Annotated in this window: 24 protein-coding genes and 1 pseudogene; 9 read left to right on the top strand and 16 right to left on the bottom strand. The window is 34.4% G+C overall.

The annotated features are described in order from the left end of the window. Positions 1–5: 5 nt before the first annotated feature. The 12 genes and pseudogenes from DRF58_RS01235 to DRF58_RS01175 all read right to left on the bottom strand — a co-directional run bounded on the left by DRF58_RS01235 (position 6) and on the right by DRF58_RS01175 (position 12,004). Positions 6–419: a GxxExxY protein gene (locus tag DRF58_RS01235; protein WP_089769025.1), complete on the bottom strand. Its 414-nt coding sequence runs from the start codon at positions 417–419 to the stop codon at positions 6–8. A 169-nt stretch (positions 420–588) separates the two neighbouring features. Then, positions 589–1,842: a fumarylacetoacetase gene (gene fahA / locus DRF58_RS01230; RefSeq protein WP_116031902.1), complete on the bottom strand. Its 1,254-nt coding sequence runs from the start codon at positions 1,840–1,842 to the stop codon at positions 589–591. 151 nt (positions 1,843–1,993) lie between these two features. Continuing rightward, positions 1,994–3,442, bottom strand: a pseudogene (locus DRF58_RS01225) (IS1182 family transposase). A gap of 35 nt (positions 3,443–3,477) precedes the next feature. Next, positions 3,478–4,278: a lysophospholipid acyltransferase family protein gene (locus DRF58_RS01220; RefSeq protein ID WP_116031899.1), complete on the bottom strand. Its 801-nt coding sequence runs from the start codon at positions 4,276–4,278 to the stop codon at positions 3,478–3,480. 43 nt (positions 4,279–4,321) lie between these two features. Then, positions 4,322–4,951, bottom strand: a complete 630-nt coding sequence (locus tag DRF58_RS01215; protein WP_116031898.1) for an NUDIX hydrolase — start codon at positions 4,949–4,951, stop codon at positions 4,322–4,324. A gap of 384 nt (positions 4,952–5,335) precedes the next feature. Further along, the gene (locus DRF58_RS01210; protein WP_116031895.1) at positions 5,336–6,187 is read right to left on the bottom strand and encodes a carboxypeptidase-like regulatory domain-containing protein; all 852 of its coding nucleotides are present in this window, start codon (positions 6,185–6,187) and stop codon (positions 5,336–5,338) included. 88 nt (positions 6,188–6,275) lie between these two features. Then, positions 6,276–7,637 (bottom strand): TolC family protein, encoded by a 1,362-nt coding sequence (locus DRF58_RS01205; RefSeq protein WP_116031893.1) that lies wholly within the window; start codon positions 7,635–7,637, stop codon positions 6,276–6,278. A gap of 51 nt (positions 7,638–7,688) precedes the next feature. Continuing rightward, positions 7,689–9,848: a peptidase domain-containing ABC transporter gene (locus DRF58_RS01200; RefSeq protein ID WP_116031891.1), complete on the bottom strand. Its 2,160-nt coding sequence runs from the start codon at positions 9,846–9,848 to the stop codon at positions 7,689–7,691. Then, positions 9,848–10,927: an HlyD family secretion protein gene (locus DRF58_RS01195; protein ID WP_116031889.1), complete on the bottom strand. Its 1,080-nt coding sequence runs from the start codon at positions 10,925–10,927 to the stop codon at positions 9,848–9,850. Before DRF58_RS01195 ends, DRF58_RS01200 begins: the two co-directional genes overlap by 1 nt. Before the next feature lie 213 nt (positions 10,928–11,140). After that, positions 11,141–11,479 (bottom strand): CPBP family glutamic-type intramembrane protease, encoded by a 339-nt coding sequence (locus DRF58_RS19075; RefSeq protein WP_394338491.1) that lies wholly within the window; start codon positions 11,477–11,479, stop codon positions 11,141–11,143. A gap of 201 nt (positions 11,480–11,680) precedes the next feature. Next, a complete protein-coding gene (locus DRF58_RS01180; protein ID WP_116031883.1) occupies positions 11,681–11,830 on the bottom strand; it encodes a bacteriocin in 150 nt (49 codons plus the stop codon). A 12-nt stretch (positions 11,831–11,842) separates the two neighbouring features. After that, positions 11,843–12,004 (bottom strand): lactobin A/cerein 7B family class IIb bacteriocin, encoded by a 162-nt coding sequence (locus DRF58_RS01175; RefSeq protein WP_116031881.1) that lies wholly within the window; start codon positions 12,002–12,004, stop codon positions 11,843–11,845. A gap of 247 nt (positions 12,005–12,251) precedes the next feature. Here DRF58_RS01175 and DRF58_RS01170 point away from each other — a divergent pair, with 247 nt between their 5' ends. The 6 genes from DRF58_RS01170 to DRF58_RS01145 all read left to right on the top strand — a co-directional run bounded on the left by DRF58_RS01170 (position 12,252) and on the right by DRF58_RS01145 (position 17,859). Then, entirely contained in the window at positions 12,252–12,590 is a 339-nt protein-coding gene (locus DRF58_RS01170; RefSeq protein ID WP_157966691.1) for a helix-turn-helix transcriptional regulator, read from the top strand. A gap of 79 nt (positions 12,591–12,669) precedes the next feature. Further along, positions 12,670–13,053, top strand: a complete 384-nt coding sequence (locus tag DRF58_RS01165; protein WP_116031876.1) for an HU family DNA-binding protein — start codon at positions 12,670–12,672, stop codon at positions 13,051–13,053. Between the two features lie 226 nt (positions 13,054–13,279). Continuing rightward, on the top strand, positions 13,280–13,969 hold the full coding sequence (locus tag DRF58_RS01160) for an ABC transporter ATP-binding protein (RefSeq protein ID WP_116032012.1): 690 nt from the start codon (positions 13,280–13,282) through the stop codon (positions 13,967–13,969). 95 nt (positions 13,970–14,064) lie between these two features. Continuing rightward, positions 14,065–15,294: an ABC transporter permease gene (locus tag DRF58_RS01155; RefSeq protein ID WP_116031874.1), complete on the top strand. Its 1,230-nt coding sequence runs from the start codon at positions 14,065–14,067 to the stop codon at positions 15,292–15,294. A 66-nt stretch (positions 15,295–15,360) separates the two neighbouring features. Then, complete coding sequence (locus tag DRF58_RS01150) at positions 15,361–16,629, top strand: ABC transporter permease (RefSeq protein ID WP_185144524.1); 1,269 nt, start codon at positions 15,361–15,363, stop codon at positions 16,627–16,629. Between the two features lie 33 nt (positions 16,630–16,662). Beyond that, positions 16,663–17,859 carry an efflux RND transporter periplasmic adaptor subunit gene (locus DRF58_RS01145; protein ID WP_116031870.1) on the top strand — a complete coding sequence of 399 codons (1,197 nt, stop codon included), beginning with the start codon at positions 16,663–16,665 and terminating at the stop codon, positions 17,857–17,859. Positions 17,860–18,024: 165 nt separating this feature from the next. On the opposite strand, the gene DRF58_RS01140 is transcribed toward DRF58_RS01145, so the two are convergent. Genes DRF58_RS01140 through dapF form a run of 3 tightly spaced genes read right to left on the bottom strand, consistent with a single transcriptional unit; the run spans position 18,025 to position 22,452 of the window. Beyond that, a complete protein-coding gene (locus DRF58_RS01140) occupies positions 18,025–20,610 on the bottom strand; it encodes a TonB-dependent receptor domain-containing protein (protein ID WP_116031867.1) in 2,586 nt (861 codons plus the stop codon). 30 nt (positions 20,611–20,640) lie between these two features. Then, complete coding sequence (mltG, locus tag DRF58_RS01135) at positions 20,641–21,666, bottom strand: endolytic transglycosylase MltG (protein ID WP_116031865.1); 1,026 nt, start codon at positions 21,664–21,666, stop codon at positions 20,641–20,643. A 12-nt stretch (positions 21,667–21,678) separates the two neighbouring features. After that, complete coding sequence (gene dapF, locus DRF58_RS01130) at positions 21,679–22,452, bottom strand: diaminopimelate epimerase (RefSeq protein ID WP_116031863.1); 774 nt, start codon at positions 22,450–22,452, stop codon at positions 21,679–21,681. Between the two features lie 213 nt (positions 22,453–22,665). Here dapF and DRF58_RS01125 point away from each other — a divergent pair, with 213 nt between their 5' ends. Both DRF58_RS01125 and lipA read left to right on the top strand, forming a co-directional pair. Next, positions 22,666–23,223 (top strand): RNA polymerase sigma factor, encoded by a 558-nt coding sequence (locus tag DRF58_RS01125; RefSeq protein ID WP_116031861.1) that lies wholly within the window; start codon positions 22,666–22,668, stop codon positions 23,221–23,223. A 15-nt stretch (positions 23,224–23,238) separates the two neighbouring features. Beyond that, positions 23,239–24,093: a lipoyl synthase gene (gene lipA, locus DRF58_RS01120; RefSeq protein WP_116031858.1), complete on the top strand. Its 855-nt coding sequence runs from the start codon at positions 23,239–23,241 to the stop codon at positions 24,091–24,093. A 35-nt stretch (positions 24,094–24,128) separates the two neighbouring features. Here the strand turns inward: lipA and DRF58_RS01115 are convergent, their stop codons facing one another. After that, a complete protein-coding gene (locus tag DRF58_RS01115; RefSeq protein ID WP_116031857.1) occupies positions 24,129–24,317 on the bottom strand; it encodes a hypothetical protein in 189 nt (62 codons plus the stop codon). A 176-nt stretch (positions 24,318–24,493) separates the two neighbouring features. Between DRF58_RS01115 and DRF58_RS01110 the strand changes: the two genes are divergently transcribed. Continuing rightward, complete coding sequence (locus DRF58_RS01110; protein ID WP_116031854.1) at positions 24,494–25,837, top strand: ammonium transporter; 1,344 nt, start codon at positions 24,494–24,496, stop codon at positions 25,835–25,837. The last annotated feature ends 291 nt before the right edge of the window (positions 25,838–26,128 follow it).

The following is a 26,128-nucleotide window of genomic DNA, read 5'->3' as shown; positions in this document are numbered from 1 at the left end:
TTGTATTATTCTTTCGGGAGGTATTGAAATGATTTTGCGGCAAAAGTTTCGTAGCCTTCGTGATAAATATTGTTGACATTAAAATTAATCAAAATGGAACGATGAGCTTTCAACAGATTCATATAATTCATTGTTTGAGCTTTATGAATATTATGTAAATCAGTCACAGATTTTAATTCTAATACAATCAAATCTTCGATAAAAAAATCACATTTTAATTTGCAATTAATGTTTTCACCTTTATACAAAAACGGAATTTGAAGTTCACTTTTAAAATTTAATCCTAATATTTTAAATTCCTTTTCCAAACATTGATGATAAACTTCCTCATACAAACCGGGACCTGCTAACTTATGAACCTCAATGCAAGCGCCAACAATTTTGTAAGCTAAATCGTTTAGTTTCTTTTGTGTAATCATTTGTGTTATTTCTATTTATTAAGACTTAAGTTTATATCAAATTACTATAAAATAGTTCACATAAGAACACATAAGTTTTTGAAAATCTTTGATTTTCGACTAAAGTGAACTTTTTTAACAGAATTAATTTACTTTAAAGTAACTTAAGTGTTGAAATTCCAAGTATCTTTTATTGTAAAATTGCTGGTAAAATCTTTCCAGAAACTTCGCCAAAACCAACTCGGATTCCGTCTTTTTCTGACCAAGCTTTCATTGTAATTGTATCGCCGTCTTCTATGAATTTTCTTTCGATTCCGTTTTTGAGCTGCAAAGGTTTTGTTCCTCTCCAAGTCAATTCCAACATAGAACCGTAAGATTTTTCACTTTCTCCGGAAATAGTTCCACTGGCATAAACATCGCCAACTTCCACATTACAGCCATTCACGGTGTGATGAGCCAATTGTTGACACATATTCCAATACATAAATTTATAATTGCTCTCAGAAATTAGATTTTCTTCAGAATTTTCCGGTTTTAAATAAACCTGAAGATTGATGTCATAATTTTTATCGCCTTCGAATTTCAAATAATCTAAAACTTCTGGTTCCTGCTTTGGAGATTCAGTTTTGAATGGTTTTAAAGCTTCCAAAGTCACAATCCAAGGCGAAATAGACGAACCGAAATTTTTCCCTAAAAATGGACCTAAAGGAACATATTCCCAACTTTGAATATCTCTCGCCGACCAATCATTGAAAATCATCATTCCGAAAATTGCATCTTCTGCTTCTGCAACAGAAATCCTATCTCCCAAATCTGTATTTTTATTCACAACAAAAGCCATTTCTAATTCGAAATCGAGTTGTTTCGATGCGCTGAAAATCGGTTTATCTGAATCAGCAGGTTTGATTTGTCCGCAAGGTCTTGTGATATCGATTCCTGACAAAACAATGGACGAAGCGCGACCGTGATAACCAACCGGCAGATGTTTCCAATTTGACAGCAATGCATTTGCAGGGTCACGGAACATCATTCCGACATTGGTTGCGTGTTGAATACTACTGTAGAAATCAGTATAATTCGGAATGTGTAGAGGCATCATCATTTGGATTTCATCCAGATTATAGAAACATTCTTCCAACGCTCTTTCGTCTTTCGACAACAAAGAGTCTTCTAATAACAATTGCTGAATCCTCTCACGAACTTTATTTGTAATTGGTTTACCTAATTCTATAAACTCATTAATCGTGTAACCTTCGAAAACATTTTCTTCAAAACCTTTGATATCTTCAAAATAACCAAGGTCAAATAATGTTGCCAAATCGATGATAATATCGCCAATTCTTGTAGCACAAGCAATAAACTCTCTGTTGAAAACACAAACTCCAAAAGGAATGTTATAAATTGAGAAATCGGAATCTGAAGGATGATTGATGAAGGATTTCATTTTTTGAATTTAGAATTAGATTAAAAAATTAAAGAGGCTGTCTCAAAAGGACAGCCTCTTTTTTGTATTGAGTTGAAAAAAAATATTTTTAGGGGTTTGTATTTTTAAAAACTATGAAAAATGAAGATAAAACTCAAAAAAGGAATCTATATCAAGCTACTTTTGCCATTTTTTTGAGATTATGGGCAATGGCGAGAATGCCGATTTCTACCTCGACCTTAGTTTTTCCTCGAAGCATAAAGCGTTTAAAGTTTTTGTTGTGTTTGAGCTCTGCAAAAACAGGTTCAACATCGTGACATCGCTGTTTTCGGAGTTTGATGCCTTTTTTGGTATTGAGTAGTTTGAAAACCCTTTCCCTGATTTTTGCCAGCTTCGGATTGTTTTGAGAAGTGGTTATTTGTCTCGATTTTTGATCTTTTCTGAAGTAATTGTATTTAACATAAGATTTTATTTTATTGTTTTTCAGTAGGTTATAGTTTTCTTCCGAACCGTAGCCTGCATCGGCAACGAGCTCTTTCGGAACTTTATGATAGCTGTCTTCAAAACCTTTTAAATGCGACTCCAACGTTTTGGTATCCGTAGGATTTGGATGTATGGAATAATGTAAAATAAATTGTTTATTCGTAGAAATCTGTAGATTATAGGCCGCTTTGAGTTGTCCGTTTCGCATATGATCCTCATTGCTCATTATTACATATTTATTGTTTTTTCAATGGAATTCGCGAACCTTCGGTTTCATTCGCATAAAAGTAGTATCTGTATCGGTCTTGGAATAAGAGTTTCTGGCTTGTAAAATCGCCTGTTGTTTTTTATATTTATCCAAATTGTTTGCCCAGTTTTTCTTGGCATAATTCAGTTTCTGACGAACTTTCGAAGGTATTTTTTTATCCTTCAACACCTCGTTGATCTTGTCGATGGTTTGTGTTACTTTTTCGGAATCAATCTCCTTAAAATCGATGTTTTCAGTGTTTTGAAGCTCTTCTTTTGCCACACTTTCTGCATAATTCCATAGCTCTTCCAGTTGATTGGCTATCCTTTCTTGATGCTTCTTGATGGCTCTTCCCCACACAAAAGTATAGCGGTTGGCGTTAGCCTCTATCTTGGTCCCATCTACAAAAGTGGTTTCCAGGCTTACCAAACCTTCCTTTTCCAAAAGCAAAACAATTTGTGTAAAGATGGCTTTTACTTCACCCTTTAATCGTTCGCTTCTAAATCTGTTCAACGTATTATGATCAAGACGGCTCATCGCCGAAAGCCACATAAAATGAATGTTTTCCTTCAATGCCTGTTCCATTTTCCAGCTTGAATAAATGTTACTCAAATAACCATAAATCAATACTTTTAAAAGCATTTTCGGGTGGTAAGATGAAGTTCCTCCCGGTTTGTAGGTTTTGATTAAGTTTTTAATATCCAAACCATCAATAATGTTTGAAACTATTTTCACAGGATGCTTTTCATCAATCAACTCCGACAAATTCGGAGGAAAAAGCAAATTTTGTTTGGGATTGTAATCTTTAAAGACTACTTTTGACTTAGTTAGCACACAGCAAATTACGAAATTTGCAACTATTAGGAAAGCCTCGGCTTTCCTTTTTTGCATAAAAAAGGCTGTCTCGCTTTTGAGACAGCCTTTTTTTATTGTTGTTGAGATTGAGATTTTATCTCTTTCTGTTTTACATCGTATTCGTGGAGAAGATTGTGCTCTGGAGTTTGTCCAATGGCGTGCATTATTTTGTCCAGAATCTCGTTTGCGGATTCGTTATCATAATCGATATCCAAAGCAGGTTGAAACTCCATTGTTGGTTTTACACCGGTTACTTTTATTTTTAATCCTTTTTTATCAAACGCTCTACGGAATCCATTGATTTTAATTGGAATCACAACTGGTCTTTGGTTCTTAATCAATTTCGCAGTTCCTTTTCTACCTTGTGCAAAAGCCGAGGTTGTTCCTTGAGGAAATGTAATGACCCAACCATTATCCAAAGCTGTCATAATATTTTCGATTTCACTCATATCAACCATTCGGTTAACATTTTTACCTTCTGCTCTCCAAGTTCTTTTTACGGTAACAGCACCAGCAATTTTAAAAATTCTTGCCAAAATCCCTTTGTTCATAGTTTCTTCCGCAGCTACGTAATAGAAATCTACTTTTGGATTCAGAAGATAAACTGGATTTTTGATTGTGTTGTGATAACCGTTATTAACAGCGCAAAATGCGTGATACATTGCAGCAACATCTGCAAAATAAGTCTGATGATTGGATACAAAAAGCACATTGCTGTCTGGCAAATCGGTGAGATTTTCTGTTCCGGTGATTTTCAATTTATTAAAACCATTGAATCTTCTGTAAGAAACAACTCCCAGAATGAAAATAATAATCCTTTTCAGAATATAGATATTTCCAAAAGAATCTGTGAAAATGTTTTTTTTCGGCATTGATTGTTAATTATAATTTCTGTGGCTAGAAACTATTGCAAAATTAAACATTTTTTAACAAGTTACTAAACTCGCTTAAAATCATCGATGTAGCACCCCAAATGATATAACCATTGAAATCAATCACGGGAACTTCAGCACCATTAGTTGATGGTAAAACCATATTTTTTGGTCGGTCTGGAAGACTTAGTAATGATGAAATTGGAAATTCTATTAATTCAACGGCTTCGGATTCCTGCAAGAAGAATTCTGGATTCTTTTTGGTGTAAGAAACAAAAGAATGGACGTAGAAATTACTCGGCGGAATATAAATTGGCGACATCTCGCGAATGATTCTCACATAATGCACATCAATTCCTAATTCCTCGGAAGTTTCTCGTTTGGCTGTGTAAGAAAAATCTAGGTCTTCTTTTTCTCTTTTTCCGCCAGGTAAAGAGATTTGTCCACTGTGTCTGTCATTTTCGTTGATGCTTCTTACAATCAATGGAAAATGCCATTCATTATTTTTAAGATAGAGTAGAATATTAACCGCTGCAAACTTCGGATTCTTGGTTAGGATATCTTCATAACTGAAGACGGGACGATAAGGCGGAGAATAAATTTTGTGTGCATTCTCTCCCAACAATTCGGCTTCTTTGATATCTCTGAGTAAATCTTTTCCAAAAATCTGCATATCTCAAAGATAAGTATAATTGCTGTAATATGATGGGGAATAAAGATGAAATTGTTGTAAAGGATTGAAAATTGAGGATTGTTTTTCGGTACAGTTTGTGGGGAGTTTCTTCGCTCTTTCTGTACACTAACTCTAATTTTGGAGCATTATAAGTACATTACAGGTCTATTATTCTATTGGATTCTATTGGACTTGTATTGGACTTGTATTGGAGTTGTTCCCTTTTTGAAAATAGGAATTGTGAGGTGAAGAATGTTCTGTAAAGTTAATCAATTTTGTTGATAGTTTTCTTGAGATTAATTTTTAGTTGTTACTAAAAGAAAACAAAGTCGGGGAGATGATGTCTGCGACTTTGTTTAGATTTATCTTTCGAAAAGAACTTTCTTAAGCTTTGATTTTTTTGTCTTTTGCAATTTTGACATCAATATTAATTGCTGGAGCTCCAGCTGGTATTTTCTGCCATTTGTCGTAATATGACCTGATATAAACAGTACTAAGTAAAGCCGCGCTAAAACCAATTTTTCCTTTGAATCCACTTACGATTTGTACAGATACATAGAAGTCTTCATTGTCAATCCAAATAGCTTTATCACTGATGTCATAAGTAAAAGTTCCATCTTTTATTTGGTCTTTTGTCAGCTCAACGGTCAAGACTTCTGACAAAATGGATTTACTTGGTCTACTTTTTTCTTCGGAATAAATATTGAAGTTTAATAAAACCGGTTTGTTTGTATCGAATTGATTGACGTTCAAGTTGATTTTTTCGATTTTCACCTTCTTTTTGTTAGAAAATGAAATTGCAATCTCTTCTCGCCAGTTTCCATGGCTATCATCATTAGAATTGTACCAGAATCCTACTTTTTTAGCTTTTGTATTGATTCCCCAATTCTTATTCTCATAAGTTTTTGGACTCAGTTTAACTTCGGCAATTTCATTTACTTTTTCTTTTAAAACAATATTATGATTATTAGAATTAATGAAATTTTGAATGTCTTGCTCAAAGGAATTATAACCACCCAATTGAACGGTAACTTTTTTAGATTTATCAACGTTGGTTAAATCGATTTTGTAGTTTCCGTTTTCATCGGTTATAGTACCTATGTTTTCTCCATCAACACCAATTCTTACATAAGGAATGGAATTGTTGTTTTCACCGGAAATTATTCTTCCTGAGATGATTTGCGAATTTGTAATACCGAAAATAGAAAGGAATAAAAAAGTAAATTTTAATCTCATAGTTTTTTTAATTTTTATAAAATTAACTAATTATGTGTTTATTTACTGATTTAAATTAATTTTATTTGCGGTTTTGGTAAAGATTTGTTTAGAGTGTAATTCCACGTCCAGCATAGAAATCCAAAACTTTTATGCTAAACAGGTAATTATATTTTGCTTGAGCTACAGAACCTTGCGCATTCACATAATTGTTTCTGGCAATCGTTACGTCATAGATTGTAGAACGTCCTGCTGCAAAACTTTTCTCGGCAAAATCAAGAGCTAATCTCGTACTTTTCTCAGCTTCGATGGCAGAAATATAAATTTCATAATTAGAATCTGCATTGAACTGCGCTTGCTGAATATCCTGCTTCAATTGAAACTTCTGTTGTTCCAAATTATTTTTAGCAATTACTTCATTGATTTTGGTCTGTTCAACTTGCAATTTTGTAATCCCTTTATTAAAAATCGGAATGTTTGCAGACAAACTCAATTGCTGACCAAAATTGTCGCTGTATTGCTGTGTGAAATTTCGTTCAGTGACTGCAACAGGATTACCAGCTGCATCTACTGTATAGCCAATTGTATTTTTATTCAAAAGATTATTGTAAAAACTTCCGATTCCAGCAGTTGCAGAAATGGTTGGATAAAAATTAGTTTTAACTACTTCTGTCTGTGCTTCGGCTGCTTTTATTCTAGTTTCGGCAGCTTTAACAATAGGTTGATTTTCATAAGCAATATTGATTACCTCTTCTACAGTCTCGGTTTGAGGAGCTAATTCCTCAGGAACAGGAATGTCAACAACATCAAAGTCTTTATAATTTGGAAGTTGAAGAAGCTGAGCCATTGCAAACAAAGCTTTGTCAACATTAATTTGCGCTGTTTTTACATTTTGTTTTTCTCTTGCTAATGAAGCAGTTGCTTCTGCCAAAACTGTTTGAGCAGTAGTTCCTACTTCAGTCGTGATTTTTGCACGGTCGTATAATTTTTGAGCATTATCCATCGCACTTTCAGAGATTTTTTTGATTTCTCTGTTCAACATTACGTTGAGGTATTGCTGAGCGATTTGAAGCGAAATATCATTTTTAATAGTTTCGATATCCTGTAAGCTAGCTTCTACATCAAAACCTGTTTTTCGGATGGTTTTTTCGAGTCTTCCGTTGTTGTATACTAATATATTTGCTCCAACATTAGCTCCATTGTAATAGCTGTCATTTCTAATACTGCTTGTTCCAACTAAGGTTTGACCAAAGTTTGCATTATTAGAAATTGTTCCGGAAACCGAAGGCAAATATTCTCTTTTTGCCATTTCCAGATTTTTTGTCTGTACATCTTTGTTGTAAGCCTGCGCTTGGATTTGCAAGTTGTTTTTAATTGCATAATCCACACATTCCTGAATTGTCCATTTCTTCTGAGAAAATCCCAAAACTCCGATAGACAAAAGCGAAATACAAAAAACTTTTTTAAGCATAAAAGAAAAATTATATACAATAAGACTTCGAAACATTTGATTTGTTACATCTTAATTAAAAAAATAACTCTGTTTTTCCCACATCGATTTGTAAATGGAATTCCTTGAGATAAGGTCTTTATGATTTCCTTGTTCAATGATTTTCCCTTCTTTCATTACCAAAATTTCATCTGAATTGACAATTGTGCTTAATCGATGAGCTATAATAATCATTGTTTTTCCTTTATTTCTAAACTCTTCCAAGGTTTTTTGGATGACTTGCTCGGCTTCGGAATCTAAGGAAGAAGTAGCTTCATCTAAGATTAAAATTTCAGGATTTTTGTACAATGCTCTTGCAATAGCGATTCTCTGCTTTTGTCCGCCAGAAAGTAAGGCTCCATTTTCACCGAGATAAGTTTGAAAACCATTCGGAAGCTTTTCTACAAAATTCATAATTCCTAAGTCTTTTGTAATGTTTAAGATTCTTTGTACAACGGGAAAATCTTCTCCGAGTGCGATGTTTTCAATCACATTTCCCGAAAATAAATCGATTTGTTGGGGAACTACGGAAATTAAATTTCGCAAAGAATAGTTTGAAATATAATTGATGTCGTAATCTCCAATGGCTATTTTTCCCTTCTTTAAAGGATATAAGTTTTGAAGTAAAGAGGCCAAAGTCGTTTTTCCACTACCGCTTTCTCCTACGATAGCGGTAGTTTTTCCCTTTTTAATGGTACAATTGAAGTCTTCAAAAACATCAACTCGGCTTCCATAACTGAAACCCACTTCTTTAAACTGAATATCTCCCAAATTTTCTTTGGCAATATCTATTTTATCGGTGGTTTCTTCTCGTTCAAGATCCATAATTTCAAACAAACGGTCAGCTGCAATTAAGGCGTTTTGAATGGTTTTGTTCATCCCAATTAGTTGGGAGACAGGATTGGTAAAATATCCAATCAAAGCATAAAAAGACAAGAGTTCCCCAGGTGTTATCGTTCTATCAATTACATATCCCGAACCTATCCAAAGTAAAATTATGGTAAATATTCTCGATAAGAACTCAGAAGAATTTCCTGAAAACAAACTGTTAATAACCGATTTGTAAATAGTTTTCAGCAAAGTTGAAAAAGCATTATCCGTTTTATTATTGGCAAAAGTTTCTACCCCAAATTGTTTGATGGTCCTTACCGAAGTGATGGACTCTACCAAATGAGATTCTAGTTCGGCATTTTCTTCCATTAATTTTCGTTCGACTTTTTTGTTGAGTTTATTTGTAATCCAATAAATGACGAAGTAAAATGGAATCACTAATGCCATAATCAACGCCAATTTCCAATAATATGTGAACATCAACACAAACGAGAAAATAACGATGAAAATATTTACAAAAATTTGTATCGCAACATCGTTGATAAAGGTTCTGATTTTCACAGCATCATTCACACGGGAAATGATTTCGCCCACTTTCATAGTGTCGAAAAAACGTTGCGGAAGTTTTAGCAAATGTTTATAGTAACCGAGAATCAAATGTTTATCCATTTTCTGCCCGGTTTGCAAAACCAAAACCGATTTCATTGCACCTATAAAAATTTGAAACAATAGAATCACAATCATACCAATAGAAAGAAGATTGAGAAGCCTTCGGTTTCCGTCTATCAGAACATAATCCGTAATTTTTTCTATGTAGATTGAAGTTGATAATCCTAAAATCGTATAAACTACTGCACCGACTAAGGCTTGTATCAGAATACTTTTGTGAGGTTGTACCAGATTATAGAATCTTTTATAAACGCTGGGTTTTTCGTTTTTTTGCTCAAAATACTCATTGGGTTCCATAAGAATGAGTATTCCAGTCCAGATTTTGGAAAATTCTTCGATAGTATATTCTTCGATTTTTCCGAAAGCGGGATCCATCACTTCAATTTTCTCTTTGGTAACTTTGTAAATGACTACATAATGATGTAATTGCTCTTTTGTAATGATGTGTGCAATGGCAGGAAGTGGAATTTCCGCCAACACATCAGCACCACCTTTTACACCTTTTGCATTAAAGCTCATTTTCTCCAAACCTTGCACCATTCCCAAAACATTAGTACCTCGGGTATCGGTATGGCTAAGCTGTCGGATTTTGGCAATCGGCATTTTCAAACCATAGTGTGCAGAAACAGATGCAAGGCAAGCCGCTCCGCAATCTTTTATATCGTGTTGTTTTATCAGAGTCTCTTTCTTCATTATTTCAGATTTGGGTTGAACCAATCATCTACTCTGTCAAAAAGCAATTGCCAAAGCGTTCTGTCTATTAGATGAAAGCGTGTAGTAAAAGTCATTCCTTTGCCAATGTTACCCCGAAAACCATTTTTAAGTTGCAGGTAATTCTTATCCATCTGGCAACGAACTTTGAAGTATGATTCTCCTGTTTGTTGATTAACTGTTATGTTTTGGTCAACGTCTGTTACTTTTCCATCCACAAGTCCCCATTGGTTGTAGTTGTAGGTATCTATTTGGAATTTCACATTTTGTCCTTTTTGGATAAAGCCAATGTCTTTTGGAGAGACCATACATTCGGCTACTAGAAAATGATCTGGCGATATTTCTCCAATAGGTGTACCTTGAACTAAAAAGTTCCCTTTTTGTATTCCCGAAAAATTAATCAATCTTCCAGAAACTGGTGCTGTAACGATATAGTTTTTCTGCTCTTGGCCGATTCTTTGGATTTCTGAATCTACAGAACGCAATTGTCTTTCTGTTTCTCGTTTTTGTGCTTGCCATTGGGCGATCTGCTGTTCACGAATATTGGCAATCTGATTCTTTAGACCTTGCAGATTATAGTGGAATTTATCATATTCTGCTTTGGGTATTACGCCTTGATTATTTAGTTTTAGAGCTCTATCATAATCTTTCTGAGCTAGAGATAGCTGAGTTTGTACTTCTGCGATTTTTTCCTGCATAGCAGACACCTCTCTCTGGTATTGTCCGGTTTGTAAACCACTGAAGTTACCGTGAGAAATTTTTGTAAGGTCTGATAGTTGAGTAGCATAATCTGAACTTTGGTTGGTTTGTAGCTGCTTTTGTGTGTCTAGCTGCTCTGCGGTTACAATGAGAAGTGTGTCGCCTTTTTGTACGGTTTGGTTATTCTTTTCTAGTTTGCTGTAAACTATTTTGCCCGAAACCACCGCAGAAATTTGAGTGTTTTCTTCCACAGATCGCACTACACCACGTGAAGAGGATGAGATAGGGATTTGTATAAGAGGTAAAGCAAGTAAAGTAGAAATGATTAGAAAAAGAATACCAATATAAATAGTGTTTTTCATTTTTTTCTATTGTACCAATAAAACAAAAGTAAAATTGATGAAGTAAGGAATTGTTTTAATATTTCTTGAGTTTTGGTAAAGGAAAATCCAAAGTGAAAATAATTGCCACTATCAGTAGAAAATAAAGTGAAAAAACCGTCAATTAGATATATGACACCAAAAAAAAGAAAAATGTATTTATATTTTGAATGATTCATTATAAAAAAGCAATTATTACATTCTATTCCAAGTGAATGCAAATAAATTATGTAGGAAATGAATGAGGAAAGTATAGAAAATGGGATAGGTAAATTTTGTTTTAAAAAAATAAAATGAGTAAGCTAGAATTCCACCTGGAATAAACATTAAAAGTATATAGTAAAAAGAATAACTATGACTTATTGAAAAAAGTAAACCAGATGTTATTACGTAAAGTAGCAGAAATGTATTTTTTTTTAAAGTGAAATTTGGAACTTTTTTTTTGATGTAATAAATAAAGTAGTAAACCGTAAACTGGAAAAATAATGTTTCTATAATAGGAGCGAAAATTAAACTTAGCAATATTTCCTGCATTAAATTTTTGAATGGTATAAACTTTACTTTAGAAGCAACTTTTAAATATTCTATAATTTCAGACGAAATAATACTGTAAATAATACTGATAATAGAAAAAAAGATAACATGTATATAGGCGTTTTTCTCAAATTTCATTTGGTAATTCGTATTATATAAGGCTGTTTTAAAATCAAAACAGCCTTATTCTTTTAAGTTTTATTAATAGGGACTTTTAACTATATCCTCTCTATTATTGTACCCAAGGAAATAATAGAAAAAAGCAGTTCCGTAATATCCTACAGCTTCAGCAATTCTTCCACCACCATTAATCGTTTTAAGTTCGGTCTGTGTTAATTCTGTAAATTTCATTTTTTTTAATTTTTAATGTGTGTCTTTAAATCGTTGATTACCTTTTGTAATATCATCCCAGTTGTCGTAAACCCATAAGGCTATTGAAATTTGCCATGGTAAGGCTTTCCCACCTTCTGTTGATTTTAACTCTTGCATGTTCATTTCCTGAACATTTAAATTCTTTAAATTCATTTTTTTAATGTTTAAAAAAATTAATAATTATTTGTTGTTTACACTAAAAATAACATGTCGTGCACTTGTGTTTTCTTGGTTGCTAAATTGTGGTTAAATTTTAAATCATACAACAGAGGGCAGAATTTTTCATGGGATTTTAATATGCGCATATATTAAGCATATGTTAAAAAGGCTTAAAGTCCTTTGTCAGTCGGTGTATTTTTTAATACAATCTTTATCTTTGCAAAAGAAAACATAAATAATATTGATACAAATAAAACTAATTTCCGTAAGAAAAACTAAAGGCTATACACAAGAAAAACTGGCTAAACAAATAGGAGTAGAGCAAACAACATTATCACGAAAAGAAAAAGGACTTTCACCAATTTCTGACGATGAATGGCGACGTATTTCTTCTGTTTTAGAAGTTCCAATAGAAGATATCAAAGAAGATATTGATAATTTGAAATTCCAAGATTCAGTGTTACAAAATCAATCAGACGATAGCCAATATATAACCATTCCTAAAAATGTTTTTGAAGAACTCTTGAAAAGCAAAGACCAACAAATAAGTTTGCTGAAAAATATGCTAGAAAAAAATTAACAATTTGTTTTTGTATATAAATAATTTGTACTTTTAAATTATGTAAATCACTAAATATTAATTTTAAAAAACACAAATTATGAGTGTAAAGTACAAAGTCATTGAAAAAGGTCAACCTGGTGTTGCAGGTGGTGGTGTGAAAAAATATTATGCAACATCTGTCTTCACAGGAGAAAAGAATCTGGAACAACTTACAAAAAGCATAGAAAAGATAAGCACCGTGAGTGGTGCAGACATCCGTGCCGTACTGTATGCTATGGTAGATGTAATCACAGAAGAGTTATCCGATAGCCAGATAGTGCGCTTGGGAGAACTAGGATCCCTAAGGCTCAATGTAAGCAGCGACGGAAAAGATACCAGTAAGGACGTAAGTGCCACAGCTATTAGGAGTACAAAGCTGGTCTTCACACCAGGGAAAAAACTTAAGGAGATGCAACAAACCTTAAAATTCGAAAAAGAATAACATCCCTCTTCTTTTTCCTAAGCAGGAAAATATAATTTCCACGTTAGAAAAATTTGTTTTTCAAGCGTGGAAATTTTTTTTGTTCATTAAACTCTTCAATATAGCATATAATGTAATAAAAGAATTGCCATCTATTCTTCATTTTTTAGCGTTTTTATTTTTTTTGGTGTAACATTTATCAACTCACGATTACTTATCATGTAAAATCCAGACAATGTCTCATCCGATTCTGAAAATAGAAGATGTCAACAAATCTTACGATACAGGTAAGAGCAAACTTCACGTGCTGAAAGGTATTAACCTAAACATTCAACAAGGCGAGTTTGTTTCTATAATGGGAAGTTCCGGTTCCGGAAAATCGACTTTGCTTAATATCATCGGAATATTGGATGAAGCTGATAATGGTGTTTATGAATTGGACGGCGTTCCCATCAAACATCTTACAGAAGTAAAAGCGGCGGAATATAGAAGCCGTTTCATTGGATTTATTTTTCAGTCGTTTAATTTGATTAATTATAAAACTGCGCTGGAAAATGTAGCACTTCCATTATATTATCAAAATGTTTCCAGAAAAGAAAGAACCAAAAAAGCTTTGGAATATCTGGAGAAAGTTGGATTAAAAGAATGGGCAGAACACCTTCCGAGTGAACTTTCCGGAGGACAAAAACAAAGAGTTGCCATTGCAAGAGCCTTAATCTCTGAACCGAAATTAATCCTTGCCGATGAACCAACCGGAGCGTTGGATTCTAAAACGACTCACGACATAATGAAACTGCTTCAGGAAATCAATAACGAAGGAAAAACAATTGTTGTAGTAACTCACGAAAATGATGTTGCAGCACAAACTAAACGGAATGTTGTCCTGAAAGATGGCAGAATAGAAAGTGATGAATTCATCAATCAAATCGTATTATAATAAAGGCTTCGAGAGCCTCAGCCTGACAAATTGGAAGAGAACCTCAGTCTGACAAAAAATAATAATTAACAATTCATCAATAATAATTAAAGAAAATGTTTGATTTAGACCGCTGGCAAGAGATATTTAGTTCTATTCGCAGTAATGTATTGCGGACGGTGCTTTCTGGTTTTACGGTTGCGTTGGGTCTTTTCATTTTCATTGTTTTATTTGGAATTGGAAACGGACTTAATAACTCATTTGCGAAAGCATTTACAAGAGATGCAACCAATCTGATAATGGTTTGGGGTGGGAAAACTACTATTCCTTACGCAGGTTTGCAATCTGATAGAACCATTACTTTTAATAATGATGATTTTGATGCGATTGTGAAAGAAAGCAAAGGTAAATTAGAATATGCTTCGCCAAGATATACAACCAGTCTTACGGTTAAATATGGTAAGGAAAGTGGCAGTTATCAAATCAATGGAGTTTTGGGAGACGAAAAATTTCTTGAAAACAGAACAATGATTGACGGACGTTATATCAACGAAAGAGATAACGAACTGAAACAAAATGTGGCATCCATTGGAAGAATGGTTTGGCGAGATCTAATCCGTGATGGAAATCCTATTGGAAAAGATTTGGAAATCAATGGAACGATGTTCAAAGTTGTTGGCGTTTTCTCTGATCCAGGTGGTGATTGGGACGAGCGACATATTTCTATTCCGCTTCATACATTGCAGCAGATGAAGAAAAGTTCTGACACAATCAGTACAGTAATGCTTTCTTATAATCCAACTATGACGCCGGATGAAGGTGTGAAATACGGAGATCAATTAGAGAAAAATATTAGAGCGAGACATCAGATTTCTCCAGATGACCAACAAGGAATTAGAGTAAGTAATAATGCGAAAAACACGCAAGATTCTTTTGCCTTCTTGTTCGTAATTACTGCTGTTGTTGGGTTTATTGGGCTTGGAACTTTGTTGGCGGGAATCATTGGAATCAGTAATATAATGGTTTACATCATCAAAGAAAGAACTAAGGAAATTGGTGTAAGAAAAGCAATTGGTGCAAAACCAGCAGGAATTGTAGCTTTGATTTTACAAGAAAGTATTGTGATTACTGTGATTTCTGGATTCGTTGGAGTAGGGTTAGGTGTTTTGGCTTTGAAATTAATTGGGAATAACCTAGAAGATTTCTTCATCACAGAGCCATCAGTAGGCTGGGGATTAATTGCTGCTGCATTCTTCTGTTTGGTGCTTTCCGGCGCTATTGCAGGATTTGTTCCGGCTTATAAAGCTTCGAAAATCAAACCAATCGAAGCACTTAGGACAGATTAAAAGAAACAAGAATAAAGATAAAAGAATCCTAAACTATCAACTAAAAACCATCAACTATCAACTAAAATGAATATACTTTTCAAAAGAGATACTTGGCAAGAAATTTATTACTCCCTTCGGAATAATAAGCTCAGAACGTTTCTTACAATGATAGGCGTAGGTTGGGGAATGTTTTTGTATGTGAGTTTATTAGGTGCGGCAAAAGGTATGGAGAATGGTTTTAATAAGTTATTTTCAGGCTTTGCAACCAACTCAATATTTCTTTGGCCACAAAGTACCAATATCCCTTACGAGGGCTTTGCAAAAGGTAGAAAAATGGATCTCCATCTGAAAGATATAGATTACATTACGAAGAAGATTCCGGAAGTAGATTATATCTCTCCTCAGAGTGTGAGAGGTAATTTTGGAACTGCTGGCGAACAGATCTCCAGAAACGGAAAGAAAAATACGTATATGATTACCGGAGATTTTCCTGTAGGTAATCAGATTTCTAAGAAGAAATTATTGTTCGGAAGATTTATCAATGATGCGGATATCCAAGGGAAAAAGAAAGTAATTGTAATAGGAGAGGAGATTTATAAAAATCTATTTGATGCCAAAAAAAATGAAAATCCGATTGGTAAATCAGTCAATCTGAAAGGTATATTTTTCAATGTTATAGGTGTTTTCAGAGTTCCAAGAGGTGGAGGGATGGAAAGTGATAATGGTGCGTATATTCCGTTTTCAACTTATTCTGGGATGTACAATGAAGGAGATAAAATTGGCTTTATGGCTATCGTTGGTAAACCCAATGCAGAAGCTGCAATAATTGAAACAAAAGTGAAAGATGAATTGAAAAAAATCAATCACGTTTCACCAGAAGATACTAATGCTTTTGGGACTTTTAACCTCGCTAAAGAATTCAAAAAGGTAACAGGATTTCTTACAGGAATGCAGTTACTGACAATAGTTGTAGGAACATTGACAATCCTAGCAGGTGTTATCGCTATTTCTAATATTTTATTAATTACAGTAAAAGAAAGAACCAAAGAAATAGGTATCAGAAGAGCTTTGGGTGCAAAACCGGCAGAAGTTAGAAATCAGATTTTGTTGGAAAGTGTGGTGATTACTTTATCATCAGGATTGTTAGGATTTTTATCAGGAATTTTTCTTTTGATCATTCTAAATATTGCAACAATGAACAATGATGCTTTCCCTTTCAGTAATCCAACTGTAGATTACGGGAATGTCTTTTCTGCAATGGGAATAATGATTTTCCTAGGCTTGGTAATCGGATTGATTCCGGCACAACGAGCGGTAAAAATCAAACCAATCGAAGCATTAAGAACTGAATAAAAATTAATAATAAACAAACTATATTTCTATATAATGGAAAAAGAAAAAAAGAAATTTACATTCAAAAAATTGATGACCATCATTTTGGGAATTATTTTTGTGCTGGCTTTTGTTGGCGGAATCGGTTATCTTATCAAGTCCAATTCAGCTGAGAACGAAGTCTTCCTTACTAGAAAACCAAGCATCAAAAACTTGGATGACAAAGTAATGGCGACAGGGAAAATAGAACCTCGTGAAGAAATCGAAATCAAACCAAACATTGCCGGAATCATCCAAAGTATCAATGTAGATGAAGGAGATAAAGTGGAAGCCGGACAATTGTTGGCGACAATCAGAATTGTGCCTAATATTACGGAAGTGAACAACGCAACAATGCAGGTTAATAATACTCAGATTCAGTTAGCTAATGCAAAAGTAAACGTTGATAATCAGCAGAAACAATACGAGATGCAAGCGAAGTTGTACAAGCAAGGTGTGATTTCTAAACAAGAATATATCACAGCTGAGCAACAATTGCAAACTACAATCCAACAACAAAAGCTAGCTGTTCAACAACTGAATGCCGCTCAGAAACAATTACAAATCGTAAGAACAGGAGCAACTCCGGAATTACAAAGTATGGCAACGACTCAGATTCGTGCTAAAGCGGCTGGAACTGTTTTGGAAATTCCTGTGAAAGTGGGTAGTCAGGTAATCGAGGCTAACTCTTTCAATGCGGGAACTACGATTTGTTCTATCGCAGACCTTAATTCATTGATTTTTAAAGGTGATATCGATGAAGCTCAGGCTGGAAAATTGAAGCAAGGGATGGATATGAGCGTCGTAATCGGTGCTCTTCAAAATAAATCTTTCCCAGGAAAATTAACCTTGATTGCGCCAAAAGGAACTGAGGAAAGCGGAACGATAAAATTCGCGGTAGAAGGCGATGTTTTCAACAAAACCGGAGAATACATCAGAGCCGGATTCAGTGCAAATGGAGAAATATTATTGAGTTCTCAGAAAAATGCATTACTTTTGGATGAGTCTCTTATTCAATATGAAAAGGGAAATAACAAAGCTTTTGTAGAAGTAAAACAACCGAATGGTGGTTTCAAAAAAGTATATGTTAAGCTAGGTTCTAGTGATGGAATCAATGTTCAAATCCGTTCCGGGATTGATAAAAATGCTGAGGTTAAAGTTTGGAATCCTTCTGACAAAGACAAAGAAGAGTTGAAAGAACAAAAGAAATAGACCTTTAAAATTATAATTGTTAAAAAAGTCCGTTTCGTTTTTATAGCGAGACGGATTTTTTTATAGAATAACAGTGTTGATCACAATCTATTTATATATCTATGAAAATAAGAGGCTGTCCTTTTGAGACAGCCTCTTTGAATTTTACATTCTTCGGATGAATTATTACATTGGTCCCTGTTGGTCGTCGCCAGATGCATTCGAGTTGATATCTTTTTTACGTTTAGGTTGTTCAACTTTTTCTCCTTGCTTGAATCTGTAGGTTAATGACATTGTGAATTGTCTAGGTTGCCATTGCATATAGGAATCTCTCACGCTGTTCGCGGTATAAGTGGTAGACTGCATTGCTCTGGTATTGAAGACATCCTGGATATTGAAAGCAATGGTACCATTTCCATTCCAAATAGTTTTAGATGCACCAAAGTTAATAGCATACATATCTTTTCTATGTTGATATTCTGTTTTTTGTCCACCTCTGAAAAACCCTTGCACCTGAAAGTTAAGAGTTTTGTCAACTTTGAAAGTAGTGGTCAGCCTTGATCTGGTAGAAACCCCATTACCTGTGAAATTGGCCGTGTCGGTAATTTCATTACCATCTTTATCTAAAGTTTGGTAAAGCGTACTACCTTTGGTATTGTAGCCAAATACATCTACGTTACCCATAAATTTTAACCAGCTTGTTGCATCCCAATTGAAGTTAAGGTCTAAACCAAATCTATCATCAGTCCCCAAATTGATTGGTTTTGTGTGGAAAACAATTCTGTCTTTAAACACATCTGGAGTCACCTCATAACTTTCTTTTGTATTGTAAACCAACATTTTTACATCATCTTCTTGATGTCTGTAATATAGAGTTGGGTTGATAGTGAATTTCTTTTTAGAAATACTGTAACCTACCTCGTAAGAATCTACATAGGAAGGATTAAGGTCTATATTTCCATCAAAGATGTTTTGGTTATCATTGTAGCTAGGATTCGGAATCAAGAAGAAACCTCTTGGTCTGTCAATCCTTCTTGTATAATTAACTAATAGTTGATTGTCTTTGGCAAACTCGTAGCTTAAGAATACACTTGGGAACAGGTTATTATAATTCTTCTTTCTGTCAACAACAGGCTCTGTGTAACCTATGGATCCTGGTGTTAAAAGATTTTGATAATCTATCGTTACGTTGGATATCTCATCTCTCAGGCCTAACTGATAACCTACTTTGCCAATTTTACTTTTAAATTGTACATAAAATGCGTTGAACAATTCTTTGTATTGAGCATCATAAGTATAAAGTCCCAGATTTCTCAAAGTAGGGAATGCAGTTGTGCTTTCCAAAACGTTATTGTCATAACTATTGCTGTTGGAATCTAAACGATAGCCGGCCTCTAATTTTGAAATTTCACCAATTGGTAATTCGTAATCCGCTTTTGCAACAATATTTTTATTGACAGTTCTTTGATTGATGAGGTTTTGTAGAGATGTTACAGTACTATAATCATCATATTCTTTGATGTTTGTATTGTTGTTGGAGCGGTTTCTTTGTAAACTCAGGGATAATGATAGATTCTGCCCTTTGTCATCAAATTTGTGATCTAGGCCAAAATCTCCTTGAAACGCAAGATTATTATTATTTCCGGTAGTATTTCTCAACGTGTAAGTATTTGGCGCATTGAATAACAGATAATTATAATCAATATTACCAACGTTATCACTTTCAAAAGTTCTTACGGTTCCAGATGCATTAACAGATGTTTTCTCAGTTATGTCATAGACAATCCCTGCAGTAGCGTTGTAATTGCTGTTTTTATTCTTTATTTCAGAATTTTGGTGAGATTCTGTTTCGTCCCCAATAGTAGTAACATTGTTGTAGTAATTGTCATTTCTATTGGTATTTTTAGATTCTCTGTAACCGCCGCCACCGTTCAAAAACCAGGAAAAATTTCCTTTTCTCCAACTAAGACTTGTATTAAGATTAGTTTGAGGAAGATATCCTAAAGTGCCAATTACACTACCATTGAAGCCTGTTTTTTTATTTTTCTTAAGAATGATATTAAGGATACCAGCAGTTCCGCTTGCTTCGAATTTCGAAGAAGGATTCGTGATCACTTCTATTTTCTCGATCTGATCTGCCGGGATACTTTGTAAAGCATTGGCGCCATCATCTATTCCAAGAAGTGCAGACGGCTTTCCATTGATCAAAAATCTTACATTAGAACTTCCTCTCATAGAAACTGTTCCATCTGTATCTACCGAAACGGAAGGGACGTTAGATAAAACATCTTGCAAACTTCCACCTTTGCTTACCAAGTCTTGCGAAGGGTCATAAGTTTTTTTGTCAAGTTCTACTTTATAAGGTTTTGTTGAAGTAGCAGTAATTGTAACTCCCTGTATATCTGTTGTGTTGTTCAGATTTGCTTTTCCGTCGGAAACAATAACGAATGGCGCAATTGCACCAGCTTTCTCCACTTGGATTGTTTGGGTGAATTTTTTATAGTCAACCGCTTCAATGTTCACATCGTAGTTTCCTGGAGCTAGATCCACTTTATAGTTCCCGTCCACATCTGCTAATGCGGCATCATCCAATTGTGAATTTTGTTGATTTCTGAAAGTTATCGATGCGTATCCAACTCCGCCATTTGCATCTTTTACGTTTCCAGAAATAGTCACTTTTTGTTGTGCTATTACAAAACTTGCGGCTCCGATAGTTAATGCCAGTCCAAAGATTCGTTTCTGAAATACACTTACAATTTCCGTTCGTTCCATTCTAGTTTATTTTTCGCTTTTTGCTCTTTATTATTTTATTTGTTTGCTGTTCAGCCAGTCCTGATAGGCTTTTGCATTCTTGGCGTGTTCAGCATCATTATCTGTGAATTTATGATAACCGAATCTCGCAGGATCGGCACACATAAAAATGTAATTATGGTTTTCCGCTTCCAAAACCGCATCTATAGAGTTTTTATCAACAATACAAATCGGTCCTGGTGGGATTCCTTTGTTCGCATAAGTATTATATGGAGAAGGCTCTTTCAGATGTTTGTAATAAACTCTCTTGATTTGTTGAGTGAAATTACTCGCTTTGTTCACTGCGTAGATTACCGTTGGGTCACTTTGCAACTTCATTCCTTTTTTATAGCGATTGAGATATAATCCTGCGATTGTTCTTTGTTCGTCAGGTTTTCCGCCAGATTCTTTATAAACAATTGAAGCTAATGCGTAAATCTGGTCTCTTGTTAATCCTGATTTTTTTTCCTTCTCGATTCTGTCAGCAGTCCAAAAATCCTTATAATCATTTTCGAATTTATCAAAGAATTCTTTAGGCGTTACGGTCCAGAAAAAATCATAAGTATTATTGAAGAAATATTTTTTTAGGTCTTCAGCGTTTTTGTAGCCTTTATTAATCGCTATTTCGTTAAGTTTTTTAACAAATTTCAAAGAATCAATTTCTGTTTTCTTGGTCACGCGTCCAATCATTTGATAAACGTCATCAAAGTCTTTAATTCTGAAAGAATTCGGAGTTTGATTTCCAGCGATAATCATATTGGTGATTTCTCGGTTGTTCATTCCTGATTTGATTTCGTAACGTCCGGCTTTGAAATTTTCTTTCAGATTTTTATCGTCAGCAATACTTGTAAAATTGTCTTTGTTTTTGATGAAAGGGGAGATTGAATCCAAAATCTGCTTATAACTCGAATGATGCGGAATCAAGACAAAACCTTCTTTTTCCACATTGTTTCCAAGATATTTATTATAAAATCTCAACCCAAAGAAACCAAGGATTGCGATAATAACAACAAAAATGATAAGAATTGTTTTTTTCATAACTTTAAAATATCAGGCTTTGTCTAGATTAATATCTCCTTTAAAAACCTGAACAGCAGGACCTTCTAACCAAATGTTTTTGAATCCTTCTCCATCTTTCTCAGCATAAACTTTCAGCTGTCCGCCCATAACTTTAATTTCAACAAACTTTTGATTGTTATTTTTCATAAAAGTTAAAGCTGCAGCTGTAACTCCCGTTCCACAGCTGTAAGTTTCATCTTCAACACCACGTTCATAAGTTCTTACAAAAAGTTCTTTATCAGACAATTTCTCAACAAAATTCACATTGATTCCTTCTTTCTTATAAGTTTCAGAATTTCGGATTTCGTTACCAATTTTGTAAACATTATAATTATTTAACATTTCAACGTACTTAACATAATGTGGCGAACCTGTATTCAAAACAAAATCATTTCCGTCTGTATCAATGGATTTTACATCGCCCATTTTCAATTTAACGATTCCATTTTTGATTTCTGCTTCGTGGATTCCGTCAATCGCAGTGAAAGTGGTTTTATCCTCGATAATATCTAAGAAATGAGCAAATGCGACAGAACAACGTGCGCCATTTCCACAGAAACTTTTGGAACCGTCGGAATTGTAATAATCCACTTCAAAATCAACACTTTCTGTCGAATTGATTTTAATTAATCCGTCTGCGCCAATCCCAAATCTGCGGTCACAAAGCTTTTGTATGTTCTCGATAGATAAGTCGTCCCATTCTCCTAAACGGTTGTCGATCATTACAAAATCATTTCCTGTACCTTGATATTTATAAAATTTCATTATTTATTTGTCTGATATTTAATTGTTTATTGTGATTTTTCTATTCCAGAATCAAGCCAGTAAAAATACTTCTTTTAAAATAATTCAGCCTTGATATTTGTTATTTAAATTCACTCTAAATCTCAAAAGAATTCCATTCAAAATAATAGAAATTCTCAATCTCTTGATATTCATATTTTTTAATAATATATAGCTATCTTTGTTCTTTGAAAAATGAAAGAAGACCAGTTACTCGCTCTTATCATAAAGGCTAGAGATAAGAATCAAAAAGCTCAAACACAATTGATTAACCTGTTTTGGGTTGATGTTTTTTCTTTTGTGATGAACAGAGTGAAGGATGAAAATGATGCAGATGAAATCACGGTTTCGGTATTTTCAAAAGTTCTTAACAAGCTGGATTTATTTGACCCTAATTTTCAATTCAAGACTTGGATTTTGACAATTGCTCAAAATACAATCATCGATTTCTGGAGAAGAAAAAGCCGAGAAAACGAAGATGCAAGCGACGGATTGGAAAATGTAAAGAACGAATTTACAAGGTCACCCGAGGAATTATTGATTTCTGAAGAAGACCAGCAAAAGATTATCAAAATCATAGAAACAATGGATGCTAAAAATCAGGATATCATCAGATTGAGATTTTTTGAGGAAAAAAGCATCAAAGAAATAGCGGAAGAACTCAATCTTTCCGTTGCCAACACAAAAGTAAGAATAATGAGAGCTAAGAAAATCTTGGCCGAATTATTAAAAGAAGACGAAACGGATTTTTAATTTTAGAAAATCAGAATGGAAGAAACATTGACTCAAAAACCCAAATGGATTCGTGTAAAATTGCCAACAGGTAAGAATTACCGAGAACTTAGAAATTTGGTTGATAAATATAAACTGAACACAATTTGCCAAAGTGGAAGCTGTCCAAATATGGGTGAATGTTGGGGCGAAGGAACAGCAACCTTTATGATTCTGGGAAATATCTGTACCAGAAGTTGTGGTTTCTGCGGTGTGAAAACCGGAAAACCAATGGATGTGAATTGGGACGAGCCGGAAAAAGTAGCACGTTCTATCAAATTAATGAAAATCAAACACGCGGTTTTGACTTCGGTTGACAGAGATGATTTGAAAGATATGGGTTCGATTCTTTGGGCTGAAACGGTAAATGCGGTTCGTAGAATTTCTCCGGGAACAACGATGGAAACTCTGATTCCAGATTTTCAAGGCGTGACAAAACATCTTGACAGATTGGTAGAAGTAGCTCCGGAAGTGATTTCCCACAATATGGAAACCGTAAAACGTTTGACAAGAGAAGTGAGAATTCAAGCAAAGTACGAACGTAGTTTAGATGTTCTTAGATATCTAAAAGAAGCAGGACAAAACCGTACAAAAACTGGAGTAATGCTTGGCTTGGGAGAAACTAAAGATGAGGTTTTCCAAACAATTGAGGATATCAGAAATGCCAATGTAGATGTGATTACGCTTGGGCAATATCTTCAGCCAACTAAAAAACATCTTCCTGTGAAAAGCTTTATTACGCCGGAAGAATTTGATGAATTCGGAGATTTTGCAAGAAGCTTAGGATTCCGTCACGTGGAAAGCTCACCTTTGGTAAGAAGTTCTTATCACGCTGAGAAACATATTCATTAAGAAAATAATGTTCGATTGATAAATATAAATGACTCCTAGATGGAGTCATTTATTGTTTGTTCAGTAGGCTGTACTTTGTCCGTTTGGTTCATCTGTTCCACTTGTTGTGGGATAAACATCATATAAACAAAATATCCTAAAAGGAATAAAACGACAATAATAATAATTGCCATCATTGGACCTTTGTTGGTTTCGCTGTCTGGTTTTGGAATATCTGGTCTCATAATTTATTTTTATTGATAATATATCAAAACTAATGCCTGATTATTTTCGAACTTTACGAGTTGTTTAATTTGATTAAATTTTATTTTTAATAATAAAAAATTAGGGGTTTGTGTTTTAATTTTTTACAATTAATTCAAATTAACCCTTTATATTTGCAGGGTTAAAATTTTAAAATATGAAAATTGAAAAACGCTGGATAATATCATTCGTGATAATTAGTATGGTTTCAATTGTTGCACTTTTCTGGCCGGAGCAGACTTCTTTACCAAAACCCGGAACTTTTCTTGGAGAAGATAGTATTGTAGGTTCGGATGTCGCTTGGATTCTTGCTTCTTCCGGTTTGGTTTTATTGATGACACCTGGACTTTCCTTTTTTTACGGCGGAATGGTCGGGAAAAAAAATATGATTTCAACAATGTTGCAGAGTTTCATTGCATTGGGTGTGATTAGCATTGTTTGGGTTGTTGTAGGATTCAGTTTGTCATTTGGAGATTCGATTGGGATTACAATTAATGGTGAACATTATGGACTCATTGGAAATCCAACATCATATTTATTTTTTAACAACGTTGGAGTTTTGCCTCACAGTCAAATGGCTTCTACTATTCCGTTTGTTTTGTTTGCGTTGTTTCAAATGAAATTTGCGGTCATTACACCGGCTTTGATAACAGGTTCATTTGCGGAACGAGTAAGGTTTATTTCTTACTTATTATTTATGGTTTTGTTTCATTTAATTATTTACACACCGCTTTGTCATATGGTTTGGCATCCGGACGGATTGTTGAATAAATATTTCGGAGTGAAGGATTTTGCGGGTGGAACTGTGGTTCATATGAGTGCAGGATTCGCTGCTTTGGCCGGAGCAATGATGATTGGAAAAAGAAAGAATCCACATCACGAACCTTCTAATATTCCGTTTGTAATATTGGGAACAGGAATGCTTTGGTTTGGCTGGTTTGGTTTCAATGCTGGTTCAGCTTTGTCGGCTAATGCAACTGCGGCAATGGCATTTGGAACAACTACTATTGCATCAGGAACAGCAATGCTATCTTGGATTTTCTTTGATAGAGTCAATGGGCGCAAAGTTTCTGCTTTAGGCGCTTGTATTGGAGCTGTTGTCGGATTGGTTGCGATTACGCCTGCTGCAGGTTTTGTAACGATTCCTCACGCCGTTTTCATCGGATTTATTTCTGCAATTGTTTCAAACTTGATGTGCAATTGGAAACGACTGAAAAAAGTAGATGATACTTTGGATGTTTTTGCTTGCCACGGTGTTGGCGGAATTATGGGAATGATTCTGACGGCAATCTTAGCTCAAGGCGAAAATGCAAGTCTTCTTCACGGTGGATTCGAAGTATTTGCGCATCATATGATGGCTTTGGTTTTGGTGTCGGCGTTTACATTTTTAGGTGCGTTGATTTTATACAAATTGACGGATATGATAATTCCGTTGAGAGTTACAGAAGATTCGGAAAGTATTGGTCTGGATTTGTCACAGCACGATGAAAGCCTTATTTAATTAGAAATTTGATTTTGTTTTGATATGAAGAGAACCTCGTTTGTTTTTTAACAGCGAGGTTTTTTATTTGACTGTATCGAACCTCTTTGTTAGGTTTGGGCAGCTTAATCCGCCTTCCGTTCCCGCTTTTTTCTTTTTTACAAAAAAAGAAAAAGAGCTCCACTCAAGTCGGGCTGCATAAGATTCCACGTTTTAAAAGTTGATATTAATTTTAGGTTTCAATAATTAAAAACATTTAACAGATTCCAAAATTTTCTCCCTAATTCACACCCAAAATCCGCCAAAAAAGCC

The organism is Epilithonimonas hispanica, assembly GCF_003385395.1.
In the GTDB taxonomy this organism is placed as follows: Bacteria; Bacteroidota; Bacteroidia; order Flavobacteriales; family Weeksellaceae; genus Epilithonimonas; species Epilithonimonas hispanica.
This window is presented reverse-complemented; position numbering and strand designations above follow the sequence as displayed.